Raw genomic sequence first — 23098 nt, 5'->3', positions numbered from 1 at the left:
CCTGCTAGTCCCCCCTGCCGACATTGACGCGCCCGAAGAACATGTAGAGCACGGTGATGGTCGCGATGATGAGGAACAACATCGTCGATGCCGCCGCACCATAGGCGAACTTGTCGAAATCGAAGAGATTTTCGCGCGCGAAGACCGACATGGTTTTCGTCTGCGCATTGTTGGGCGTCAGCACATAGATGAGATCGAATATGCGCAGGGCATCCAGCATCCGGAAGATGATGGCCACCATCAGCGCCGGACGGATCAGCGGCAGCGTCACCCGCCAGAACACCTTCAGCGGGTGCACGCCATCTATCCTGGCTGCCTCGTAGATATCCGTTGGCACCATCTGTAAACCGGCCAGAATGAGCAGTGCCATGAAGGGCGTCGTCTTCCAGACATCGACGATCAGAACCGCAATCATCGCCGTGTCCGGATTTGCGGTCCATGCGATCTTCTGGCTTATAAGCCCAAGATTGAGCAGAATATGATTGAGAATGCCGAACTGGTCGTTGAGCATCCAGTGCCAGATCTTGGCCGAAACGATGGTCGGGATGGCCCAGGGGATCAGGATGGCGGCGCGCACAAGCCCGCGCCCCCGGAAATTCGCGTTGAGCACCAGTGCCACGATCAATCCGAAGACAGTTTCCAGACTGACCGACAGAACGGTGAACCGGATCGTATTCCAGACCGCGCCCCACCAGGCGGGGTCAGCCAGCAGACCACGATAGACGGTGCGCCCGCTCTTCAGCGTCACCCATGACAGATAATTGTTGAAGCCGACGAATTCCGCCGTGCCAAGGCTCGTCAGGGATGCATTGGTGAAACTGAAATAGACAGTCCGAAGCAGCGGCCAGCCTGCCACCAGCGCCAGCACCGCCAGCGTGGGCGCAAGAAACAGCCAGGCTGACCGGATACGCTGCGCGCGCAGATCGGAATGAACCCGGCTGTTCGTGGCCGAATTCCCCGAAATATCGAGAGAAGTCTCCGTCATGATCCCACTCTTGGTCGTGCTCAGGGAGATTGGAGCGTTCGGACTGCCCTAAAGGGGCTTGGGAGGCCGCCCGAACGCGGCTTGATGGGGCTACCAGCCGGAGCCTTCCAGCTCGGTCAGCTCGACCTCAAGCATTTCGAGATTCTCCGCGGCCGTGCCGTTGCCCGAAAGCGTCTTGTGCACCGCCGTCCAGAATTTCGATGAGACTTCATTGTATTTTACTTTTGTCGCAGCAGACGGGCGCGGCACGGCATTCTGGAAAATCGGCTTCCAGTGGGCCATGAAAGGCTGGGCTGCAATGACATCCTTGTCATCATAAAGCGCTTCGATGGTCGGCAGGCGCGAAATTTCTATCGCCTGCACCTTCTGCACTTCCGGCGAGGCCAGATATTTGACCAGCGCGATGGCTGCGTCCTGCTTGGTGGAATATTTTGAAACGGCAAGGTTCCAGCCGCCCAGCGTCGAGGAAGGTGCATCGCCCTCCGCCCCGGCAGGCAATGGCGCCACGTCGAACTTGCCCTTCACGCCGCTATCGGCACTGTTGCCGAGCGCATAGGCATAAGGCCAGTTGCGCATGAACACGGCATTGCCGGTCTGCCAGACACCGCGCGATTCCTCTTCCTGATAGGCAAGTGCGCCCTGCGGCGAAATGGAGCCGATCCAGCCCTTGGCGCGATCGATGGCTGAAACCGCCTTTTCATTGTTGATGGAAATGGTGCCATCGGCTTCGACAATCTGACCGCCGCCCGACGACTTGACCCACTCGAGCGCGTTGCAGGTCAGTCCTTCATAGGCATTGCCCTGAAATACAAAGCCCCAGAGGTCGGACTTTCCTTCCGCTCGCTCCTTGTCCATGATTTCCTTGGCGGTGGCCGTCATTTCGTCCCAGGTCTTTGGAACCTGTTTGTTGTATTTTTCGAGCAGATCCTTGCGATAGAAAAGCGCTGGCGCGTCGGTATAGAATGGCAGCGCAACCAGCTTGCCGTTCACCGTCTGCGAGGCGATGATGGAAGGAAAGTGAGCGCCCGTCACGTCCTTGGTCGCCTCTGTCAGATCGAGAAACTGGTCCGACAGTTGCGGCGCCCAGACCACGTCGGTCTGGTAAACGTCGATATCAGCGTTACCGGCGGCCAGCCAAAGGCGATACTGGCTGAACTGCTCGCTGCTCGACGGCGGCATCGAGACGATATTGACCTTGTTGCCGGTATCTTTCTCGAACTTGACGATCTGCTCCTGCAGAAACTTGATGTTGTTGCCCGTCGAATTGGCGGCGATGGAAATCTCCACCGCATGGGCGCTCACCGTCGCCAGACCAAACGCCACGCCCGCTGCGAGCACACCTTGAAAAACCTTCATAGTTCCCTCCTCCCATCCATTCTGTAAGCGGTTTGATAAAATCGAAAACGGTTTGGATGACGAAAAGGTTGCAGAGGACCGCATTTCTGTCAAGCAGCAGAATCCCGAGCGGACCCTATTTACGCATTTCCGAACGTATGAGTACCATAATTCAAGGGGTTATGGATTCATTTCGTTGTTGATCAGCATTTGGGGCTCGGTTTCGTTGCAGCATGCAAGAGTAAGAATTCAAACAAACTTGAAATCGGTTTGGTTTTCGTGCACCCTATATCTTGCAGCGTATCAAAGAACTCAGCCGACCAATTGTTAATCGCAGGGAAGCGGCTATAATCCGCCGCCTTGCCTGCCTGTATAATTCGAAAGCCAAATGAAGCTCCGTGAATTCGCCAAACATCTGGGCCTTTCGGCCACGACCGTCAGCCGGGCGTTGAGCGGCTATCCCGAAGTGGCGGAAAGCACGCGCAAGCGGGTGATGGACGAGGCTGTGCGCCTTGGTTACCGCCCCAACGTCAACGCGGTCAGGCTGGTGACCGGTCGCGCCGGTGCAATCGGTGTCGTGATGGGACGCAACAGCGAGTTTCATTTCGCCGAGTTCATGCGCGGCATGGCGGAACGGCTTTGCCAGGACGAAGTCGATATTCTTGTCAGCCCGATTGCCAACAACGGAACCGATGACGAAGTGCAACTGTGCAGGCGGCTCGCCACCAGTCATCGCGTCGATGCTATCATCGTGACCTCTCCAAAGCCAAACGACGAGCGCATCCGCATGCTGCATGAATTGGGCATGCCTTTTCTCGTGCACGGGCGTTCCGAAACCGGCATTCCGCACGCCTGGCTCGACATCGACAATGAAGGGGCGGTCTATCGCTCGACTGCCCATCTGCTCGATCTCGGCCATCGGCGCATCGCCATGATCAATGGCCGCTACGGCTTCACCTTCTCGCTCCACCGTGACGAAGGCTACCGCAAAGCCCTCGAAAGCAGAGGCATCGCTTTCGATCCCGATCTCGTCCAGCACGGCGATTTCACCGATGAAATCGGCTATCGCCTCGCCCGCAAGCTGTTGGAGCGCGAGCCACGCCCAACGGCATTCGTTGCCGGCTCCATGATGACCGCGCTTGGCATATACCGGGCGGCGCGCTCCTTCGGCCTGACCATCGGCAAGGATATTTCCGTCATCGCCCACGATGACGTCATCTCGTTTCTGAGCGCCGACAATATGGTCCCCTCGCTGACCGCGACACGCTCGTCCATGCGTGCAGCCGGCAAACGTTGCGCCGACCTCCTGATGGACATACTCGACGGACGCGCCGCATCCGATATCCATGAATTATGGCCGGTCGAGCTCATCCTGCGGGAATCCGCCACCCGCGTGCCGGAATGGGCCTGAAAATATCGAATAGCTGACATGATTTGCCAGTTTCACGCTGCCGGTGTAGATTTGCCGTGCAACGCGGAATTGGCTCGGCGCTTGAAGAAGCGCATTCCGAAGCCAAACCGCGTTGCATGTGGTTTAAATCGGAGTACAAATTGCGCAGTGAACAATCTATTCTTCAAATATCAATAGCGGTTACTATTCTGGTTGCTGGTTTCGGCGTCGTCTTCGGCCTGTTATCCGGCTCATTTTCTATAGTGTTCGACGGCGTTTACATGCTTGCCGACGCGGCCATGAGCGGACTTGCCCTTCTCGTCTCGCGTCTCATCGCACTCTCGGCCCTGCCGGAACAACCACGCGGAAAACTGCGCGATCGCTTCACGATGGGTTTCTGGCATCTGGAACCAATGGTGCTTGGCCTCAACGGCATGATGCTGACCGGCGTCGCAATCTACGCCCTCATAAACGCTGTCGGCAGCCTGATGGATGGCGGACGCGACCTCGAATTCAGCTATGCGATCTTCTATGCTGTCGTCGCGCTGATCGCCTGCCTCGGCATGGCCTTGCTGGAAACACGCGCAAACCGGACCCTGAAATCGGATTTCGTCGCGCTCGACGCCAAAGCCTGGATCATGTCGGGCGGCATTACGGCAGCGCTTTTGATCGCCTTTTCGGTCGGCTATGCCATCGAAGGAACAGAACTCGGCTGGCTGACGCCCTATATCGATCCCGCAGTTCTGGCGGTCGTCTGTCTTGTCATCATTCCGATGCCGATCGGGACGATCAGACAGGCATTGGCTGACATATTCCTCGTGACGCCTCTGGACCTCAAAAAGCACGTCGATGGAATTGCGGAACAGTTCGTCAGGCAGCACGGCTTTCTCTCATACCGCGCTTATGTCGCCAAGGTCGGCCGCGGCAAGCAGATCGAACTCTATTTCATCGTTCCGCCCAATCTTCCGCCGCGCAAACTCGAGGAATGGGATGCATTGCGTGATGAAATCGGCGATGCGCTAGGCGGCGAAGGGCCGGACCGGTGGCTGACCATCGCTTTCACCACCGATGTGGAATGGGCAGACTGACCGGGAACCTTATTCGTTCGTCAGCGACAATTGTCGGCGCAGCCGCATCGTGCGGCTGTCGCCCGGCTGGCGAGGCAACCGGCTAAAGGCATTCAGGTAATTGGTCTTGGTGCGCATGATATGCGCTTCCAGTATTTCCCTCAGTTCTCCGGGCTTGTCGGCCTCGGCGAGTTCGATAATGACGGCGTGGTCAGCAAAGGAGCGGGCGGGCTCGCCTTCGACCCCGATTGCCAGATGTGTCCGCAAGGCTGCGACACGTCCCAGAATGCTGTCATAGGCGCGCGCGAGATAACGATTGCCGCAGACCCGGAAGAACGCCAGATGGAACTCGGTGTCACAGCGCCCATAGGCGCGCAGATCGTCCTCGTCTATGGCCGCACGCATGAGATCGTACTGCTTCTTCAATTGTGAAACGAGTTTCTTGCGATTGCAGACCAGGGCCAGACGCATGGCCTGATCTTCGAGGCCGACGCGAAAATCACACAGTTCGGCGATGTCTTCCTGCGTGGGTGTGAAAACATAGGTGCCGGACTTGGGAACGATGTGGACCAGTTCCTGCATCTGCAAAATGTTGAGCGCCTCGCGCACCGGCGTGCGGCTGACATCGAAAGCCGCAGCGAGCATGTCTTCGGAAAGGTTTTCACCGAATAGAAACTCCGCATCGACGATCGCACCGCGAATCCGTTCCGCGATGCTGCTTGCCAGCGACTTCTTGCTCTTGCCTCGAATCTCTCTCATGTCCGAATCTTACAGACGCCTTCTTGCGACGTATAGAGCGGTTGAAACCGCACTCGAATTACACTCGTGACGATAACGGGCCTGATCGAAGAACAGGCCCGTCACCCGGATCAGTCCCGTTTGGCTTTCAGGCTCATGCAGAGGAAGAAGCCGATTATCGGGAATATGGACAGGGCCAGCAGCGACAGCGAAAAGCTGTCGGTCGTGGATTTGACCCAGCCGACGAGATAAGGCCCGGTGAAGCCTCCAAGCTGCGCGAAGCCATTGATGGCGGCAAGCCCGCCTGCGGCAGCCGCGCCCGACAGGAACTGGGTCGGCAGCGTCCAGAACACGCCCAGATAGGACCAGAGGAAGAAGGCGCAGACCGACAGAAGCACGAGGCTCAGGACCGGCGATGGAGACAGCGCGCTGGTGGCAAGGAACACGCCGCCGAACAGACCCGCAATCGCCGTGTGTATCTTGCGCTCACCGGTACGGTCCGAACTGCGCGAGATCACCACAAGCCCGATGGCTGCGAACACGAACGGAATGGCCGAAATAAGCCCCGTCTGGGCTGCGCTGTAATCGCCAAGGCTCTTGACGATCTGCGGCAGCCACATGATGACGCCATAAACAGCAATGCCGTTGAACATATAGACGAGCGTCAGAAGCCATACGCGATAGTCGCTGAAAACTTCCTTCAGCGAATGACGTGTATCGGGCTGCTTGCCCTGATTTTCCCTGGCAAGTTCAGCCATCAGCCAGGCGCGTTCGTCCGGGTTCAGCCAGTGCTTGTCCTTTTCCGGACTATCGACCAGATAGAAGAACGTCACGACGCCGAGGATCACGGCGGGAAGCCCTTCAAGGATGAACATTGCCTGCCAGCCATGCAGGCCGAAAAGCCCCTCGCCGGCATCCATCAGCCAGCCGGAGAATGGCGCGCCGACGACGATGGAAAGCACGGTTGCCGTCATGAACAGCGCCGTTGCACGGCCGCGTTCCTTGGCCGGGAACCAATAGGTGAGATAAAGCAGAACGCCCGGCGCGAAGCCGGCTTCCGCAACGCCCAGCAGGAAGCGCAGGATGTAGAACGAAACCGGCCCCTGCACGAAAGCCATGGCGCAGGACACGAGCCCCCACGTGACCATGATGCGCGCTATCCAGACGCGCGAGCCGAGCTTGTGGAGCATCATGTTGCTCGGCACTTCGAACAGCATGTAGCCGATGAAGAAGATGCCCGCGCCGACGCCGAACATATAGGGTGTCAGGCCGATATCGTTGTTCATGTGAAGCGCGGCATAGCCGATATTCACCCGATCGAGATAGTTGACGATGAAGCAGATGAAGCAGAACAGAACGATCCGCAGATTGAGCTTGCGAATGGTGCTGTCGCGCAGGTCGGGCGTTGCGCCGACCGCGCTCACAGTGGAATTGACCACGATATCCTCCCAGATCTCCGCCCATGTCCCAGCATGAACGGCATGCAATAATCGTTGCGGAAGCTGTCACGCGGTAGTGCGCGCCTCCCGTTTGGAGCTTCGGCGGCAACCAGCCAAGACCAGTTGACAGGGTTTCCCGAACGGACAACCCCGCACGGATGTCCATCGGCGCAATTCCGGTCATTGTCGCCTCGCTCCATTGCAATGATTAGCCCGGCAACAATCACTTTACAAGTAGCATACAAAATCTTGTACCTCAGATTGACAGATTGCCGCTCACATGGCTTTTAAAGTCACCGTCGCCATATGGTCGAGTCCCAGGGATTCTCATCGGCGATCCATGAGCGCGCTGCGGCGTTCGTTTTCGAGGAGGAGATAATTCATGACCGCAAACAACGCCCCGCCAGCGTTCCCGACCGATTTCTTCGTGGACCGCGTGGTGCTCGTCACCGGCGGCGCATCCGGCATCGGAAAGGCGATTGCCGAAAAGCTCATCGCGCTCAAGGCGCGGGTCGTGCTTTGGGACGTGAACGGCGCGCGCCTTGAGGAAATGGCGGAAAGGCATGGTGAGCAGGCTCTGACAGCCCTTGTGGATGTTTCGGACAAGGCCGCAGTTGACCGCGCAGCGCAAGACATCGCCACCAGATGGGGCGGCATCGACCATCTGGTCAATAATGCAGGCATCATCGGCCAGCGCATGACCGTGAAGAATTTCGATGCGGACGAGCTGGAAAGGGTTCTGGCCGTCAACCTGAAAAGCGTGTTCTACGTTTCCAGTGCTTTCCTCAACAATCCGGGAGCCAAGCCGAACAAATCCGTGGTGGGCCTTTCTTCCATCGCCGGGCGCACCGGCGGCATGGTCGGCAATATCGCCTACGCCACGACCAAGGGCGCTATCGCGTCCTATACCTATGCGCTTGCCAAGGAACTCGCGCCGGAAATCCGCGTCAACGCTCTCGCCCCCGGCGTGATCGACACGGAAATCCAGAAAGACGTATTCGCAGATCCGGCCAGCATCGCAAAGATGGCGGACCTCATTCCGCTGAAACGGCTTGGAACCGCCGATGAAGTTGCCGACGCGGCCATCTGGCTGCTGTCGCCGGGTGCGGCCTATATTACCGGCGTCGTGCTCGATGTTTCCGGCGGACGATAGAGCGGTTCCTGTTTTAACAGGATCGCCGGAGCCACTCTCACTATTTTTTTTGTCGCATTATCCAGCGCAAAACCGTTTCTCATTTTTTGCTGGAAATGTTCTAGGAGACGACGATGACACAGGCCAGGGCCCTGAAAAACCTCATCGAAACCGGCCGCATCGTTCAGGCGCCGGGAGCGCCTGATCCGCTGACCGCCCGCCTCGTGCAGCAGGCGGGATTTCCTGCCATCTACATGACCGGGTTCGGCGCGACGGCAAGCCGTCTCGGCACGCCCGATCTTGGCCTTCTCACCCAGACCGAGATGACGACCCATGCACGGGATATGACCCGCGTGGTGGATATTCCCGTCATCGCCGATGCGGATACGGGCTATGGAGGCCCGGCCAATATCGTTCGCACGGTGGAGGAATATATCCAGTCCGGTGTGGCAGCCATTCATCTTGAAGACCAGATGGCGCCGAAGCGCTGCGGCCAGCTTGCCGGTATCCGGCTGATCCCGGCGGAAGAAAATGTGCGTCGTCTCAAATGCGCCATCGCGGCGCGGGCCGACAAGGACCTTCTCCTCATCGCCCGCACCGACGCCATGCCTGCGGCCGGAGCGGAAGAAGCCATTCGCCGCGCGAAAATGTATCAGGATACGGGTGTCGATCTTGTTTTCGTCGATGGCATCAAGACCATCGCGGAAATCGAAACCGTGGCCCGGCACGTCGAAGGACCGAAGGTCGTCAGCATTGTCGATGGCAACGAAACCGTGGCCCTGACAGCCGCCGATCTCGAACAGATGGGTTTCAACGTTGTGTTCTATGCGCTGTCCACGCTGTTTTCGGCAGTGAAGGCGGTGAGCGACACGCTGTCGGTGCTGAAACGTGACGGGACGCCGAAGGCCGCGCGGCGACATGATCACCTATCAGCAATATTGCGATATCGTTGACCTGAAAAAGTTTCAGGAACTCGATGAGGAATATGGCTGGTCATAGCGCGACGAACGAGGCAGGCGACGCCTGCCTCCTCAGGCACTCAGTTTTTTCGCCAGAATGCGGTTGGATGCCCTTTCGACCGTGATTTCATAGTGATCGCTCTGCGTAACATCCGCGATCCTGCTCGGGCGAAAAGCAACAGCATTGATGCCGCCTTGGTGGCGCAGGCTGTCGAACAAAATCCCGAACTCGCCGCCCTTGCGCATTTCCTCGCCGAACTTCTGCGACGCGGCATAATCTGCCGGGTCGTAGACGGCAGGCAGCGCTGCCTGCTCACCACATATATCGACGAACTCCTCTTCCAGTTTGGCAGTATAGACCCGGAAGGTGCGGGCGAGACCGTCCTGCTGTGTCGCAACCGCTTCGCGACGCATGTGATGCGCAACCTCGATGACGGATGTGGTAAGCCGCGCTGCCGCATACCATGCGCCTAGCTCCGGCCCGTTGAAGCGCATGCCGCCCGGCGCGACATGGAGGAAAGTCGCCATGACGATGCTTGAATTGGGCCTGCCGAACACCCACTCCTCGCGGGGAAGGCGCTGCAATCGCTCAGCCAGAAGGCGATCATTCGTCCAACCCGCCAGTTCCATCACCGCTTCCAGATCGGCAGCCGTGGCAACCGTGTCGAAGAGGCCGATCGGCGGAAAGCGCGACGGGATCAGGCGATAGCTCGGCTGCGGTACGGGACTGCGCTTCACGAAAACACCACGTCTTCATCGCGATAGGGTTTGAACGCGCGATCCAGTTCATTCGGCTCCATATAAAGCCCGCCGCGCGCCGCATCCAGAAAGCGGCGGACCGTCAGCAACCCGTCCTGAAGCCCGCTCGTCACCAGTTGCAACGGTGGATGCCCGCCGAAGACGCCAGCCTGGTTGGGTGTGTGCAGCCAGCGAATACCGGCCCTTTCATCGGGATAAAGCACCCCCAGCGCCTGATGGATGCCGAGCACTGCGGACAGGCGCATCAGCACATCAACATCGAGCGTGATATCGCGGCGCTCGCGTACCGCCTTCACCCAATTGTAATAGGTCGACCGGGAAGGCAGGCCCAGCACCATCAGCCGCTGCTGTTCGTCCAGCCCCCACAAATCGGCGATGGTCAGGAAGGTGCGGAGGCCCGGCCCGCTCAACCGCTTGCGCGAGTGAGGAGCGAAGCGGGCCGCATCGAGAATATCCGGTCCCTTGCCTATTTTGGTTTCCAGCACTGCCTTGTTTCGCGCCATGATTGCCTCCGATCGTCCAGATCAGAATATAGTCCAAATTTGGACTAATGCAACCTTACGCTGTTTTGCCCGGAACGAAAGGCTCTATTCGGCGGCGATGAGGGCGGTTTCGGCAGCGATTTCCGGCAGCGTATCGAAATGAACGGGACGCAGCGAGACATAGCCGTTGCGGATATCCAGTACGTGTGAATAGACATTCTGGCCGTTTTCCAGCAGCGGCAGCTTGTACTCATGCATGATGCTGATGACGATGGCCTGCGGGCAGCGCGTCTTCAGCGCCTCATGGAACCGCGTCTTCGCAGCCGGATCGAGCGCCCCGGTCGCTTCATCGAGGAAGATGATCGACGGCTTGTGCAGGAGAATGCGCGCCAGCACGATTTTTTGCTTCTGGCCGCCAGAGAGGATCATGTCCCACGGCGCGCCATCGGCGTCCGCATCGTTCATGCGTTCGATGAATTCGCCCAGTCCCGCCTCGTGCAGGACGGCCGCGACAGCAAGGTCGCTGAACCGGTCTTCATCGGCAGGCAGGGCGACAAGCTGTTTCAGCGTTACGGAAGGAAACTTGGCCTCCTGCGTCGCATAAAGCGAGGTCGCGTTCTGCGGATAGATGATATCGCCGGTCCCATAGGGCCAAAGGCCGTTGAGCGCCTTCATGAATGAAGTTTTGCCGGAACCGGATTCGCCGCGCATGTAAACCCAGTCGCCCGCGCGAATATTGATCACGCCGGAGCGCAGGAACGGTGCTTCACTGTCCGGCCCCTGCATAAGCGTGAGATTGCGCACGGACAGGCCGAAGCGCGGATGCTGCTGCGCGAAGGCGAAACGGTTGATGCCCGACCGGCTGTAGAATTCCGCAGGCTCCTGAACATTCTCGATGGCCTGCGCCAGACCGGTCACACGGCCCGCATTGGCGCGCAGATTGGCAATGGCAGGCATGACCTGAATGAACCATGAGCAGTCATTGATCATCGCCGCGACAAGTTCAGCGCCGGTTACATAATTACGGAAACTGACGGAGCCGCTCATATAGGGCAAAAGGCCCGGAATATAGGCAACGATGCGGTTCGAGAGAAAGCCATAGGCCTGCGAGAAGGCGAGATAGGCGGCATCGAAGCGGTTGAGCCGGTTCCAGGTGCCGTCGACATCCTTGTAGAGACGGTCGTTGACAGAGCGCTGCACTGCCTCACCGCCGGATGCAGAAATCTGGAAACTGCGGCGCAGCAGCGTCGTCCACTCACCACGATAGGAGCCTTCGGCTTTCTGGATGCCGAGATTGAGACGCTCCAGTCGCTTGCCGATCCTGATCGCGACCAGCGTGCCGAGCGGGACATAGACGACGATTGCCGCAAAGGCCAGAACGGCGCTGCCGTAGCTGCCGAGGAAATCCAGTCCCTCTACATGAGTGGACATCTCGATCAGCTTCTGGCCGATGAAGAAAGCCGACAGGAACACGCCGACAATACCCATGACGAGGCCAATGGCGCCGCCGGTCATGCCCTTGATCGATTCCTGCAGGCGCTGATCGATATTATCGGGCTGGTCCTTGCCCCTGCCCTGCTGCAAATGGAAATGCGTGTGCCTGCCGTTCAACAGCGCGGTGGAGAACTGATCGTTCAGCCATTTGCGCCATTTGCGATGCAGCGTGGTGGACAGGAAATGGCGGGAGCCGACCAGCATCACGTCCTTTGCCAGCATCAGCAGAACAAGAATGCCCGCATTGGCGGCTATCGTCATGAGAGGATGCTGCACAGGCGCAGTGTTGACATTGACGATGGAATTCATGAGCAGGCCCGAAGCCTCGGCCACCCACACGGTGGTCTTGCTCACGAAAGCCGTCATCAGAAAGATCGCGAGAGTAAGAGCCCAGGCTTCCTTCCAGCGATCGGAGACCCAGTAGGCGCGCATCAGCCCCCAGAACGACGTCATGTCGGCTACGGCAGACCTCTCCCTTGCCTGCAAGGTTAGCTGTCTGGTCTGCCGCATTTTGTCCAATCCACACCTCGTTCTGACAACAGGATGATAACGCTTTGTAACATATTGCAACAAACTGTGGTTAACGGAATGTTAATAGTCAACACAAAAGCGGAGCACCTCGTCGTGAACACGCGGGCGCGCCATAGCAACAAGCTGAAATCGTTAAGCTATCGGAAACCAAAATAATTTCGGAAAAGCGCCCATCTCGCCCCGGAAATCCGGCGTTTCCCGAGGATCACCGCTGGTGATTCGACAGACGCGCCTATTGCGCCGCGAGATAGGCCTGCAGGCGCGGCACGACATAATCAAGGAAAACGCGGACCCGTTGCGGCAGCCGGGCGCCGCCCAGAAACACCGCGTGAACTTCCTCCGTGTCGTTTTCCACAGCCTCCGAGAGAACTTCCACCAATGCGCCGGAAGCAAGGTCGTTTCGCGCGTGATAGTCGCCGATCCGGGCGAGCCCCAAACCTGCGACCGCCATGCGCCGGACCGTTTCCCCGTTATTGGCCAGCAGAGAACCATAGACCGCACGATCCACGATGCGTCCGCTTTCCTTCAGCGGCCACACGGGCGCGGCGCGGCGAAAATTGAAACCGATGCAATTGTGCTCGGCAAGGTCATCGACGGTCATGGGCGTGCCGCGGCGCTCGAGATAGGCGGGAGCCGCCACGATCTTGCGCCGGGCCGTGCCGAGCTTGCGCGCCATCATGCTGGAATTGGGCAGGGTGCCGATGCGGAAAGCCACATCGGTACGGTCGAGATAAAGGTCGACCAGTTCGTCCGACAGGGAGAGGTCGATGACGATATTCGGATAAGCAGAGAGAAATTCCGGCAATAGCGGCTCCAGCGCCAGCGTTCCCAGCGCCACCGAAGCATTGACGCGCACCGTTCCGCCGGTGCTTGCCGAACCCTGCGAAAGCTCGCGTTCGACCTCCTCGAAATCGCGCAGCAATCCCTGGCTGCGTTCGTAGTAAATCTGACCCTCGCTCGTCAGCGACAGGCGTCGGGACGAACGTTCCAGAAGCCGCACGCTGAGCCGCGCCTCGATACGGGATATGAGCTTGCTGATGGTCGAAGGGTTCATGCGCAGGAGCCGGGCAGCCTCGGAGAAACTGCCTGCTTCCACGACCCGCATAAAAACCTGCATTTCGCCGATGCGATTGTCCATCGCCCGCTCCATCTGTGAAATCGTTTCACAGATAATGTGGATTCCGAGCGGATTTTCAACCCCGCGCGATTGTCCTATCTGTGCAGCCGAGATCAGGACCTGACCGAAAGCTGACCGGTACAAGGCTCTGAAAATTCATGGCCCGAAGCATGAGCCTCCCAAGCTCGCGCAACCGGCGCGATATGCCGAAGGCCAATCGACAGGAGATGACATGAAAATCGTGAACGCACATGGCGCGGCCATACCCGCGCTCGGCTTCGGCGTTTTCCGCATGACGGATGCCGAAGTGGAAAGCGTTGTCCCGGCGGCGCTGGAAGCCGGCTTCCGCCATTTCGATACGGCGCAGATCTACCAGAACGAAGCGGCCCTCGGTCGTGCGCTGGAAAAGGCGGGCGCACGGCGCGAGGACCTGTTCCTAACCACGAAAGTCTGGGTAGACAATTACAGCCCGGAAAAATTCGGCGCGTCCGTCGACGAGAGCCTCGACAAGCTGAAGGTCGACCAGGTGGACCTCCTGCTTCTGCACTGGCCCGCCGAGAAGGTTGCTATCGCCGATCAGATCGACATGCTGAACGCGGTGCAGGCGGCAGGTCGGACACGCTTCATCGGCGTGAGCAACCAGAATGTCGCCCAGATGCGCCAATCCATCGAACGGAGTGTCGCACCCATCGTCACCAACCAGATCGAGGTGCATCCCTATCTCGACCAGAATGCCGTGGCCGATGCCGCAAAAGCCGCAGGCGTTGCCATCACCGCCTATTACGGCATGGCAGACGGCGCAGTGCCGCGCGATCCCGCCCTGCAGGCCATCGGCGCCCGATACGGCAAGACAGCCGCTCAGGTAGGCCTGCGCTGGCTGATCGAACGCGGCTTCATCGCGCTTTCCAAGACGGCCAAGCCTGAACGTGTCGCTGAAAATTTCGACATATTCGACTTTGAACTCAGCGCTGAAGACATGACGGCGATTTCCAAACTCGCCCGTCCCGATGGACGACTGGTCAGCCCTGCCGGACTGGCGCCCGTCTGGGACAATTGAAGAAATAACGGAGAATTTCAGATGAGTGCTGCAAATGCACAGGAGAGCGCAACGAGCACGGCCGGTTTCAACTGGCCGCTTCTGGCGCTTGCAATCGGTGCCTTCGGTATTGGCACCACGGAATTTGCGCCGATGGGCCTGCTGCCGGTCATTGCCGATGGCGTCGACGTTTCCATTCCGACGGCGGGCCTTCTGGTCAGCGCCTATGCCATCGGCGTTATGGTCGGAGCGCCGATCATGACGCTTGCCTTCGGGCGCTTTGGAAAGCGCACGGCGCTGATGCTGCTGATGGGCATCTTCACGGTTGGCAATATCCTTTCCGCCCTTGCGCCGGATTACTGGACGCTGCTTGCAGCGCGTCTGGTAACAAGCCTCAATCACGGCGCATTCTTCGGCCTCGGCTCCATTGTTGCAGCCAGCGTCGTGCCGCCTGAAAAGCGGGCGAGCGCCGTTGCCACCATGTTCATGGGCCTGACGATAGCCAATATCGGCGGCGTCCCGGCTGCAACCTGGATCGGCCAGCAGATCGGCTGGCGCATGTCGTTCGCCGGCACTGCCGTTCTGGGCCTGCTGGCGATCTCGGCACTCTGGCTTTCGCTGCCGCGTGGTGAAGCAGGCAAGATGCCCGACATTCGCCGCGAGCTTGGCGTGCTGATGCGCCCGACCGTGCTGATGTCGCTCGCGACCACCGTCATGGGTGCTGGCGCCATGTTCACGCTCTACACCTATGTAGCGCCTGTACTGGCCGACCGCACCGGCGCTTCGGAAGGTTTCGTGACGCTGGCGCTCATCCTCATCGGTGTGGGCTTCACGATTGGCAACGCGCTCGGCGGACGTCTTGCCGACTGGTCGCTCAATGGTGCGACGCGGATTTTCCTCGCAGCACTTGCCATCATAAGCCTGGCATTGCCGCTGCTGCTGGGCAGCCATATCGGCGCTGCAATCGGCCTGCTCGCCTGGGGTGCTGCGGCCTTCGCCATCGTTCCCCCGGTTCAGACCCGCGTGATGCAGGCCGCATCGGAAGCGCCGGGGCTGGCATCGTCGATCAACATCGGCGCGTTCAACCTCGGCAATGCGGTGGGCGCGGCCCTTGGCGGCGGCGTCATCAGCGCAGGCTATGGCTATGCGGCCATTCCGGTCGCAGGTGGCCTGCTGGCGGCAGCCGGATTGCTGTTCACACTCTCGCGCCGTCCGAAAGCGGCGCTGGCTCCATCGGCCTGCTAATCCAGCGTCCGCCGGAACCGTAACAGCGCCAGCGACGCAAACAGCACCACGAAGAACAAGAGGGCGTTCACCTCTCCGGCAATGTCGGAAAGGTGGGCGCCCTTCAGCATGACGGCGCGGACGGTACGCAGGAAGTGCGTGAGGGGAAAAATCTCCCCCAACGCCTGCGCCCAATCAGGCATCCCCCGAAACGGGAACATGAAGCCGGACAGCATCAGCGACGGCAGGAAGAAGAAGAAGGTAAGCTGCATGGCCTGCATCTGCGTGCGCGATGCTGTGGAAATCGTATAGCCGAGCAGGACGAGCGACAGGACGAAGATCAGGACACAGGTCAGCAGAAGCGCCAGCGATCCCACGAAGGGCACCCCGAACAGAAGCTTGGCTGCGGCCAGAACCACCACGACCTGAACACCGCCGACGGCCAGAAACGGCAGCACCTTGCCCAGCATGATTTCGGCAGGCGTGGCGGGCATCGCAAGCAGGTTTTCCATCGTGCCGCGCTCGGTTTCGCGGGTCAGCGCCATGGCGGTCATCATCACCATGGTCATTTGCAGGATCACACCCAGCAGGCCGGGAACGATATTGTATTGCGAAACGCCTTCCGGGTTATAGCGGCGGTGCACGACGACCTGTAGCTGCCCCCGCGCTGCATCGGCGGCTTCGGCTTGCTTGCCCTGTTCACGCAGAAGCGCCTGGCTCGCGACGGTTCCAAGCGTTGAAATCGCGCCGCTTGCCACTGACGGATCGGTCGCGTCCGCCTCGATCAGGATCTGCGGCTGCTCGCCCGCATCGACCCGCCTTGCGAAATCCGACGGGATCGTCACCACGAAGGAAACCGCGCCGCTGGCTATCAGCGCTTCCGCTTCGGCCGCACTCTGCACAACATGGTCGAAGCGATAATAGCCCGTTGTTTCCAGAGCGGAAATCATGGCCCGCGTGTAATGGTCCTGGCTTGTCACAACCAGAGCGCTCGGCAGGCTCTTCGGATCGTTGTTGATGGCAAAGCCGAAAAGCAGCAGTTGCATCAGCGGAACGACCAGCATCATGGCGAAGGTGATGCGGTCGCGCCGCATCTGGATGAATTCCTTCACCAGCATCGCGCCAAGCCGCTCGAAGGAGAACCAGCCGTTCATTGCTCACCGCTCCCGGACGCCCTGTCTTTCGACATATTGTCCTGCGCATTGGCCATGAACTGGATGAACACATCTTCAAGGCTGGTTTCGCCCGCCTCGACGCTAATGCCCTCACGGTGCCTGATCTTTTCCAGAGCCGCCTCGAGCTTCGCCCTGTCGGACCCAACGACATGCAGCGTCGCACCAAAAGGCGCAACCTGCTCGACACCTGGTTCGCCAGCCAGTTCGCGTGCCACGTCTCCAAGCCGGGGACCGTTGACGATGAAGGTCGTCAGCCCCGCCTTATCGATGACATCGCGGACCGTTCCCGTCGCCAACAGCTTGCCATAGGAAATATAGCTGATGCGGTGGCAGCGCTCGGCTTCGTCCATATAGTGGGTTGAAACAAGCACGGTCAGCCCGCCATCGGCCAGACGATGTATCTCATCCCAGAAATCGCGTCGCGCCTTCGGATCGACACCGGCGGTCGGTTCATCCAGCAGCAGAAGCTTCGGCTTGTGCATGATGCAGGCGGCCAGCGCCAGCCGTTGTTTCCAGCCGCCGGAAAGCGTGCCCGCAAGCTGGTTTCCGCGTGATGTCAGGCCCAGTTCCTCAAGTGTCCGCGCCACATGGTCCTTTACCGGCTTCAACCGGTAGAGACGCGCGACAAATTCGAGATTTTCGGCGATGGTCAGGTCTTCGTAGAAGGAAAAGCGCTGCGTCATGTAGCCGACTTCACGCTTGATCTTCAGCCCGTCCGTCCGAAGATCGAAGCCAAGCACCTGCCCCTCCCCCTCGTCGGGCGTCAGCAACCCGCACATCATGCGGATGGTTGTGGTCTTTCCAGAACCGTTTGGCCCGAGAAAGCCGACAATCTCACCTTCAGCCACCGACATGCTCACATGATCGACGACAGTAGCGTCGCCGAAACGCTTGACGAGACCTTTGACATCGATGGCGTTCGACATTGCCGCCTCCGCTTACCGGGGGGCCAGATCGACGTCCACGATCTGGCCGGGCTGGAGAGGCGACGCGGGATCGACGGGATGCGCCTCGACCAGATAAACAAGCTTCTGGCGCGTTTCGAGCGAGTAGATCACCGGCGGCGTGAATTCCGGGTCGGGCGAAACATAGCTGACGCGGGCCTGCAAACCCGGAGCGCAGCCATCGCAGCGCACCGACAGCATATCGCCAACCCGTATCGCGGAAAACCTGTCCTCCGGTATGTATACCTTCAGCTTGACCGCACCGTCGGGCAGCATGGTCAAAACCGGTGCGGACGGGCCGGCAATATCGCCCGGATTGCGAATGACGTCGGTGATCCGCCCAGCCGCCGGGGCCTCGATCGTCCGCTTGGCCAGATGCCAGCGGGCGGAATCAAGCTGCGCTTCGGCACTTTTGACGGCATTTTCCGCCGCCTTGATCGTTTCCGGACGGGCGGGCAAGCGACCCACTGCAAGATTGGCCGTCGCCTGATTGATCGACGCTTCGGCCACCTCGACCTTGGTGGCGGCATCATCGAGCTGCGCCTGCGTCATCACCCCGCGCTTCGCCAGGTCCTGCGTGCGCAACAGCGTCCGCCGGGCATCGTCGGCCTGCGCTTTGGCGGTCCTGACCGCCGCTTCGAGAACGGCGATTTCGTCGGGGCGCTTGCCGACCTGCAAATCCGCCAGTTGGGCGCGTGCCTGAGCCAGTGCCGCCTCGGCCTGCGCGACAGCGATCTTTGCGTCCGCGTCCTCCGTCTGTGCCATCGGCTTGCCCCGTTCGACACGATCACCACGCCTGACGGCCACGGACTGAACCTGCGCCACTTCCAGCGGGGCAAGCTGCACGAACTCGCCCTCGACATAGCCGACAGCCAGAGGCTGTGCGCTGCATGCGGCGAAAAGATAGGAGGTAAAAGGGAGAACACAAAGAAGGCTCATGACGACACCTCGCCGTTTTTCGCAGCGTCCTTCGCCGCAAGGATGGCCATCAGGTTCTGCCGCACAACTGCCGCCACCGCCCCGGCCTCTTCCGCACCCATCGCGGACCAACCCATGCGCCGTTTCACCGCCTCGCGGCCAATACGGAAATAGATGACCTGACCGAGCAAGGTGAAGATGAGAAGCCGCGTGTCTTCGCTTTCGGCGGGCTCGCCCGTTGCGACTTCCCAGATGGCACAGAGCCTTTTATGGGTCGGCTCGAATACGCCGGAATAGATGCGATCAAGCGCCGCCGTCGGATGCGCAAGCTCACGAAGAAGAAACTGGACGATCTCGCCGGATTCAGGCTGTGCCACGATGAACTGCGCCATGCGCTCCACCGCCAGGGCAAGCATTTGCCGCGCTTCTTCCCTGGTCCCGACGGAGGCGCCAATCACCCCATAATGACCGAGAGCCTGACCGGCCACACCCTGTATCGTCTCCACGATATAGTCCGCCGCCGCCAGACGAAGCCCTTCCTTGCCGCCGAAATGATAGGCGATGGAACCGATATTCGCCTTGGCAAGCGCAGCAATCTCCCGCGTCGATGTGGCATCGAAGCCCTTCGACCCGAAAAGCTGCAAGGCCGCATGGATAAGCGCGGCGCGCGTCTGTTCAACCGACGGCTGCGGTTGCTCCTGCCCGATATTCTTCGATCTGCTCATGTAGTAATTCAATCAATCGATTGATTAAATGTCAAGCAATGCGAACAACGAAAGCCTGTTCGGGGGCCTAAGCTTCCGTTGTTCGCGGCGGCAAGCGGCGGAATAAAATCCGCCCCCCGCCAGCCGGTGGTGGGACTAGGAGCAGTTCCGTTTCACAAGGAATCGTGGCACCGCTACGCACTTTTGCCGGAAATGCTGTCAAACGACGCCGCGTCAGCCGCGTATCCCGACATGCCGACCAACGGCAATCGGTGTCGGCATCTCCTGATGGGAATGGAACAACCGCTCAAGGGCTTCCCGAATGCCGGGCTTTGCCGCCACCGCTTTGCCCGCCTTGCTGTCGACGTGCAGCAGCATCTGTTCAGCACTGGCAATTTCCGCATCGCCACGCCGGAGGCTGTGAAAGACATGGGCGCGCTTCTCGTCGAAGGAGAGCAATTGCGTTTCGACATGCAGTTCGTCGCCTGCCTTCGCCTCGCCGCGATGCATGATATGGGTTTCGACCGTATAGTAGCTGTGACCGGATTTCAGATAGGCGTCATCTACGCCGATATGTGCCAGAAACCTGTCCGTCGCCTGCCCGAACACGTCCAGATAACGATGCTCGGTCATGTGTCCGTTATAGTCGATCCATTCGGGGATCACACGTGCATCGAGAAGCCGAAGCGGGCCGGGACCCGCATCGGGGCGGTCCGCCGCCGTTTCAAGCCGCGCGGTATAGTTGTTGAGAAGCGCGCCCGCCCCCCAGCCCTTGCCCTGCTGCTGTTGGGACAGGGCCCGGATGATCGCAACAAGGTTTTCGTCGCGAATCCGCTCCAGATCGCGAATGGAAAGCCCTTCATTCTGCGCGTCCGACTGATCGGCGATGCGGTCGATCAGGCTGTCATCAAGGTCAGGCACATCCGTCAGTTTCGTCCATGGCCATTGCAGCGCAGGACCGAATTGCGCGAGGAAGTGCCGCATGCCTGCCGGGCCGCCGGCAATGCGATAGGTCTGGAACAGCCCCATCTGCGCCCAGCGAAGCCCGAAGGAATAGCGGATGATGTCGTCAATCTGCTCCACCGTGGCGATGCCGTCGCGCACGAGCCACAGGGCCTCGCGCCACAGCGCTTCCAGAAGCCGGTCTCCGACGAAAGCGTCGATTTCCTTTTCGAGCACGACCGGCTCCATGCCGGTCTGGCGATAGAGTGCGGAAGCGCTTTCAATCGTTGCGGCAGCGGTCTTTTCGCCGGAAACGAGTTCCACCAGCGGCAGCAGGTAAACGGGGTTGTAAGGATGCGCAATCAACAGGCGCCCGGGATGCCGCAACCCGGCCTGCAACTTGCTCGGCAGGAAGCCGGACGTGGAGGATGCGATCAACGCATCGTCTGAACAGGAAGCCTCGATCTCTGCCATTACGGCAAGCTTCAGGTCGAGGCGCTCGGGCACGCTTTCCTGAATGAGCACGGCCCCTTCAACCGCCTCCGCCAGCGAAGCGGAAAAGGACAGCCGCCCCTCCTGCGGAAGGTGCACGGTTGTCAGCGCCGCCAGCGCCATGCGCGCATTGTCGAGAATATGTTCGGTCGTCGCCTTCGCATCCGGCGACGGATCGTAGACGGCAACATCGAAACCGTTGAGCAGAAAGCGCGCGGCCCAGCCGCTGCCGATGACACCACTGCCGATACAGGCGATCTTGGGAGGATGGCTGTTCATGGATATCACCAGCGCTTCGTAAGCTTGAGTTTTTCGCGGACTTCGGCAGGCGTCAGGACCCTGGTTCCCATATTGACGGCAATCGTCTTGGCCCGTTCGACCAGATCGCCATTGGACGCCAGAACGCCCTTGTCGAGCCAGATATTGTCTTCCAGTCCGACCCGGATATTGCCGCCTGCCAGCACGGCGAGCGCTGCATAGGGCAACTGATTGCGGCCAATGGAGAATGCCGAGAAAATCCAGTTGTCCGGCAGGTTGTGGAGGATCGAAACCAGCGTCGCCAGATCGTCGGGCGCGCCCACGGGATGCCCATGCACAATTGTACCAGAACCGGATCGTCAAGCAGTCCCTGCTGCTGCAGCCATTGGGCAAGCGGCAGATGGCCGGTATCGAAGATCTCGATCTCCGGGCGCACGCCGAGCCGCTGTATCTGCGCGGCCATTTCCTTGAGCATGGCGGGCGTGTTGGTCATCACATAATCGCCCTCGCCGAAATTCATCGTGCCGCAGTCGAGCGTGCAGATTTCCGGCAGGAGTTCAGCGACATGGGCGAGCCGCTCCGTCGCGCCCGCCATGTCGGTCTTGGCGGCATCCGGCGGCAATGGCGCTTCGGCGGAGCCCAGAACCAGATCGCCGCCAACGCCTGCGGTCAGGTTCAGCACGATATCGACACCGGATGCCCGGATGTGATCCACCACCTCGCGGAACAGTTCCAGCTTGCGCGACGGTTCGCCCGTCTCGGGGTCGCGAACATGGATATGCGCGACGGCGGCGCCCGCCTCGGCACTTTCGATGGCCGCGTCCGCGATCTGGCGCGGCGTGACCGGCACCTTGTTCGAGCGATGCGTGGTGGCTCCGGCGCCGGTGACGGCAGCGGTGATGAATATTTCCCGGGCAGGCTTTAAAGGCATGTTCGTTTCCCTCAATTTTCACCGAGCTTGACAGGTCCCGAAATGCCGGGATTATCATTTTACGAAATCTATTTGGCGAAGAGCGAAAAGCATGATCTTTGAACCGTCGGACGAAGAACTGACCGTTACGCTGCTGGTCCTGCCAGATTGTTCGCTGATGTCGCTGGCCGCGACGCTGGACCCGATGCGCGGCGCCAACCGCGTGACGGGACGCTCGCTCTATCGCTGGCGCGTGGTCTCGCCAGACGGCAGCGATCCGGTCACGTCGAGCGGCCTCAAGGTTTCGGCGGACGGGAAATTCGAGGCCGGCGCGCAGGACATTCTCATCATCGTCAGCGCCTTTCACGCATTGGAACATGCGACACCGAAGCTTCTCGCCATGCTGCGGCAGGCTGCCAAGCAATCGAAGCTCATCGTGGGCGTGGAAGCCGGATCATGGGTGCTGGCAAAAGCCGGATTGCTCAACGGCCGCAAGGCAACCACGCATTGGGAAGACCTGGAAGCATTTTCGCAGCGCTTTCCCGAAGTCGAAATGCAATCGGATCGCTGGGTGCGGGATGGGGCACTTCTGACGACCGGGGGGGCGGCCCCGGCCCTCGACATGATGCTGGCGCTCATTCGCGCACGCCACGGTTACTCCATCGCGCTCGATGTCGCGAGCCTCTACGTCTATGACGAGGTGAAACAGGCTTCGGATGCGCAGCCGCTGGTCTCCCTCGGTAGATTGCTCAATCGCGAGCCGCGACTGGCCGACGCCATAAAGATCATGGAAACCCACATAGACCGCCCGATCCCTGTGTCGAGCGTGGCGCGCAGGCTGGGCCTTTCGACGCGCAGTCTCGAATTGCTGTTTGCCAATGTGATCGGCCAGTCACCGGGCAACTACTATCTGTCGCTCCGGCTGAAAGCTGCCCGGCGGCTGATCCTCGACACCCGTCTTTCCATGGCCGACACAGCAGAACAGACCGGCTTTTCATCGATCAGTTCGCTGTCCCGCGCCTTCAAGCGGCATTTCGGTCAGTCGCCGAGCAAATTGAGGCAGTAAA

General features: G+C 59.9%; 20 protein-coding genes and 1 pseudogene. 7 read left to right on the top strand and 14 right to left on the bottom strand.

Annotated features, from left to right (window positions below; translation table 11 throughout):
* Positions 1-4 precede the first annotated feature (4 nt).
* Together ACS5UA_RS06630 and ACS5UA_RS06625 are read right to left on the bottom strand one after the other, a co-directional pair.
* Complete coding sequence (locus tag ACS5UA_RS06630) at positions 5-985, bottom strand: carbohydrate ABC transporter permease (protein ID WP_113463765.1); 981 nt, start codon at positions 983-985, stop codon at positions 5-7.
* Between the two features lie 90 nt (positions 986-1075).
* Positions 1076-2341 carry an ABC transporter substrate-binding protein gene (locus ACS5UA_RS06625; protein ID WP_241084089.1) on the bottom strand — a complete coding sequence of 422 codons (1266 nt, stop codon included), beginning with the start codon at positions 2339-2341 and terminating at the stop codon, positions 1076-1078.
* A 367-nt stretch (positions 2342-2708) separates the two neighbouring features.
* Between ACS5UA_RS06625 and ACS5UA_RS06620 the strand changes: the two genes are divergently transcribed.
* Positions 2709-3731, top strand: a complete 1023-nt coding sequence (locus ACS5UA_RS06620) for a substrate-binding domain-containing protein (protein ID WP_021588217.1) — start codon at positions 2709-2711, stop codon at positions 3729-3731.
* A gap of 140 nt (positions 3732-3871) precedes the next feature.
* Positions 3872-4798: a cation diffusion facilitator family transporter gene (locus ACS5UA_RS06615; protein WP_241084090.1), complete on the top strand. Its 927-nt coding sequence runs from the start codon at positions 3872-3874 to the stop codon at positions 4796-4798.
* A 9-nt stretch (positions 4799-4807) separates the two neighbouring features.
* Here ACS5UA_RS06615 and ACS5UA_RS06610 read toward each other — a convergent pair whose 3' ends face one another.
* Positions 4808-5536: a GntR family transcriptional regulator gene (locus ACS5UA_RS06610; protein WP_241084091.1), complete on the bottom strand. Its 729-nt coding sequence runs from the start codon at positions 5534-5536 to the stop codon at positions 4808-4810.
* Positions 5537-5646: 110 nt separating this feature from the next.
* Entirely contained in the window at positions 5647-6954 is a 1308-nt protein-coding gene (locus ACS5UA_RS06605; RefSeq protein ID WP_241084092.1) for an MFS transporter, read from the bottom strand.
* Between the two features lie 382 nt (positions 6955-7336).
* On the opposite strand from ACS5UA_RS06605, the gene ACS5UA_RS06600 reads away from it, so the two are divergent.
* Both ACS5UA_RS06600 and ACS5UA_RS06595 read left to right on the top strand, forming a co-directional pair.
* The gene (locus ACS5UA_RS06600; protein ID WP_241084093.1) at positions 7337-8107 is read left to right on the top strand and encodes an SDR family NAD(P)-dependent oxidoreductase; all 771 of its coding nucleotides are present in this window, start codon (positions 7337-7339) and stop codon (positions 8105-8107) included.
* 113 nt (positions 8108-8220) lie between these two features.
* Positions 8221-9039 carry an isocitrate lyase/PEP mutase family protein gene (locus tag ACS5UA_RS06595; protein ID WP_443101235.1) on the top strand — a complete coding sequence of 273 codons (819 nt, stop codon included), beginning with the start codon at positions 8221-8223 and terminating at the stop codon, positions 9037-9039.
* A 78-nt stretch (positions 9040-9117) separates the two neighbouring features.
* Here the strand turns inward: ACS5UA_RS06595 and ACS5UA_RS06590 are convergent, their stop codons facing one another.
* The 4 genes from ACS5UA_RS06590 to ACS5UA_RS06575 all read right to left on the bottom strand — a co-directional run bounded on the left by ACS5UA_RS06590 (position 9118) and on the right by ACS5UA_RS06575 (position 13449).
* Positions 9118-9783, bottom strand: coding sequence for an RES family NAD+ phosphorylase (locus ACS5UA_RS06590; protein WP_241084095.1), 666 nt, complete (start codon positions 9781-9783; stop codon positions 9118-9120).
* Positions 9780-10307, bottom strand: coding sequence for an MbcA/ParS/Xre antitoxin family protein (locus ACS5UA_RS06585; RefSeq protein ID WP_100650463.1), 528 nt, complete (start codon positions 10305-10307; stop codon positions 9780-9782). The genes ACS5UA_RS06590 and ACS5UA_RS06585 overlap by 4 nt, the downstream gene beginning before the upstream one ends.
* Positions 10308-10391: 84 nt before the next feature.
* The gene (locus ACS5UA_RS06580; RefSeq protein ID WP_241084096.1) at positions 10392-12290 is read right to left on the bottom strand and encodes an ABC transporter ATP-binding protein/permease; all 1899 of its coding nucleotides are present in this window, start codon (positions 12288-12290) and stop codon (positions 10392-10394) included.
* A gap of 253 nt (positions 12291-12543) precedes the next feature.
* Positions 12544-13449, bottom strand: coding sequence for a LysR family transcriptional regulator (locus ACS5UA_RS06575; RefSeq protein ID WP_021588225.1), 906 nt, complete (start codon positions 13447-13449; stop codon positions 12544-12546).
* 211 nt (positions 13450-13660) lie between these two features.
* Between ACS5UA_RS06575 and ACS5UA_RS06570 the strand changes: the two genes are divergently transcribed.
* Together ACS5UA_RS06570 and ACS5UA_RS06565 are read left to right on the top strand one after the other, a co-directional pair.
* A complete protein-coding gene (locus ACS5UA_RS06570; protein ID WP_241084097.1) occupies positions 13661-14485 on the top strand; it encodes an aldo/keto reductase in 825 nt (274 codons plus the stop codon).
* 21 nt (positions 14486-14506) lie between these two features.
* Entirely contained in the window at positions 14507-15709 is a 1203-nt protein-coding gene (locus ACS5UA_RS06565; RefSeq protein WP_241084098.1) for an MFS transporter, read from the top strand.
* On the opposite strand, the gene ACS5UA_RS06560 is transcribed toward ACS5UA_RS06565, so the two are convergent.
* The 6 genes and pseudogenes from ACS5UA_RS06560 to ACS5UA_RS06535 all read right to left on the bottom strand — a co-directional run bounded on the left by ACS5UA_RS06560 (position 15706) and on the right by ACS5UA_RS06535 (position 22052).
* On the bottom strand, positions 15706-16842 hold the full coding sequence (locus ACS5UA_RS06560; RefSeq protein ID WP_241084099.1) for an ABC transporter permease: 1137 nt from the start codon (positions 16840-16842) through the stop codon (positions 15706-15708). The two genes, ACS5UA_RS06565 and ACS5UA_RS06560, sit on opposite strands and share 4 nt — an antisense overlap.
* The gene (locus tag ACS5UA_RS06555; RefSeq protein WP_241084100.1) at positions 16839-17789 is read right to left on the bottom strand and encodes an ABC transporter ATP-binding protein; all 951 of its coding nucleotides are present in this window, start codon (positions 17787-17789) and stop codon (positions 16839-16841) included. Before ACS5UA_RS06555 ends, ACS5UA_RS06560 begins: the two co-directional genes overlap by 4 nt.
* Positions 17790-17801: 12 nt before the next feature.
* The gene (locus ACS5UA_RS06550; RefSeq protein ID WP_241084101.1) at positions 17802-18746 is read right to left on the bottom strand and encodes an HlyD family secretion protein; all 945 of its coding nucleotides are present in this window, start codon (positions 18744-18746) and stop codon (positions 17802-17804) included.
* The gene (locus ACS5UA_RS06545) at positions 18743-19450 is read right to left on the bottom strand and encodes a CerR family C-terminal domain-containing protein (protein WP_241084102.1); all 708 of its coding nucleotides are present in this window, start codon (positions 19448-19450) and stop codon (positions 18743-18745) included. The genes ACS5UA_RS06550 and ACS5UA_RS06545 overlap by 4 nt, the downstream gene beginning before the upstream one ends.
* Positions 19451-19663: 213 nt before the next feature.
* Complete coding sequence (locus ACS5UA_RS06540) at positions 19664-21142, bottom strand: carnitine 3-dehydrogenase (RefSeq protein WP_241084103.1); 1479 nt, start codon at positions 21140-21142, stop codon at positions 19664-19666.
* Between the two features lie 5 nt (positions 21143-21147).
* Positions 21148-22052, bottom strand: a pseudogene (locus ACS5UA_RS06535) (3-keto-5-aminohexanoate cleavage protein).
* Between the two features lie 91 nt (positions 22053-22143).
* Here ACS5UA_RS06535 and ACS5UA_RS06530 point away from each other — a divergent pair.
* A complete protein-coding gene (locus ACS5UA_RS06530) occupies positions 22144-23097 on the top strand; it encodes a GlxA family transcriptional regulator (RefSeq protein WP_006468395.1) in 954 nt (317 codons plus the stop codon).
* The last annotated feature ends 1 nt before the right edge of the window (position 23098 follow it).

Origin of the sequence: Brucella sp. RRSP16 (assembly GCF_052246815.1) — a bacterium.
In the GTDB taxonomy this organism is placed as follows: domain Bacteria; phylum Pseudomonadota; class Alphaproteobacteria; order Rhizobiales; family Rhizobiaceae; genus Brucella; species Brucella intermedia.
The sequence above is the reverse complement of the archived record's forward strand: the minus strand, read 5'-3'. Positions and strand labels throughout refer to the sequence as shown.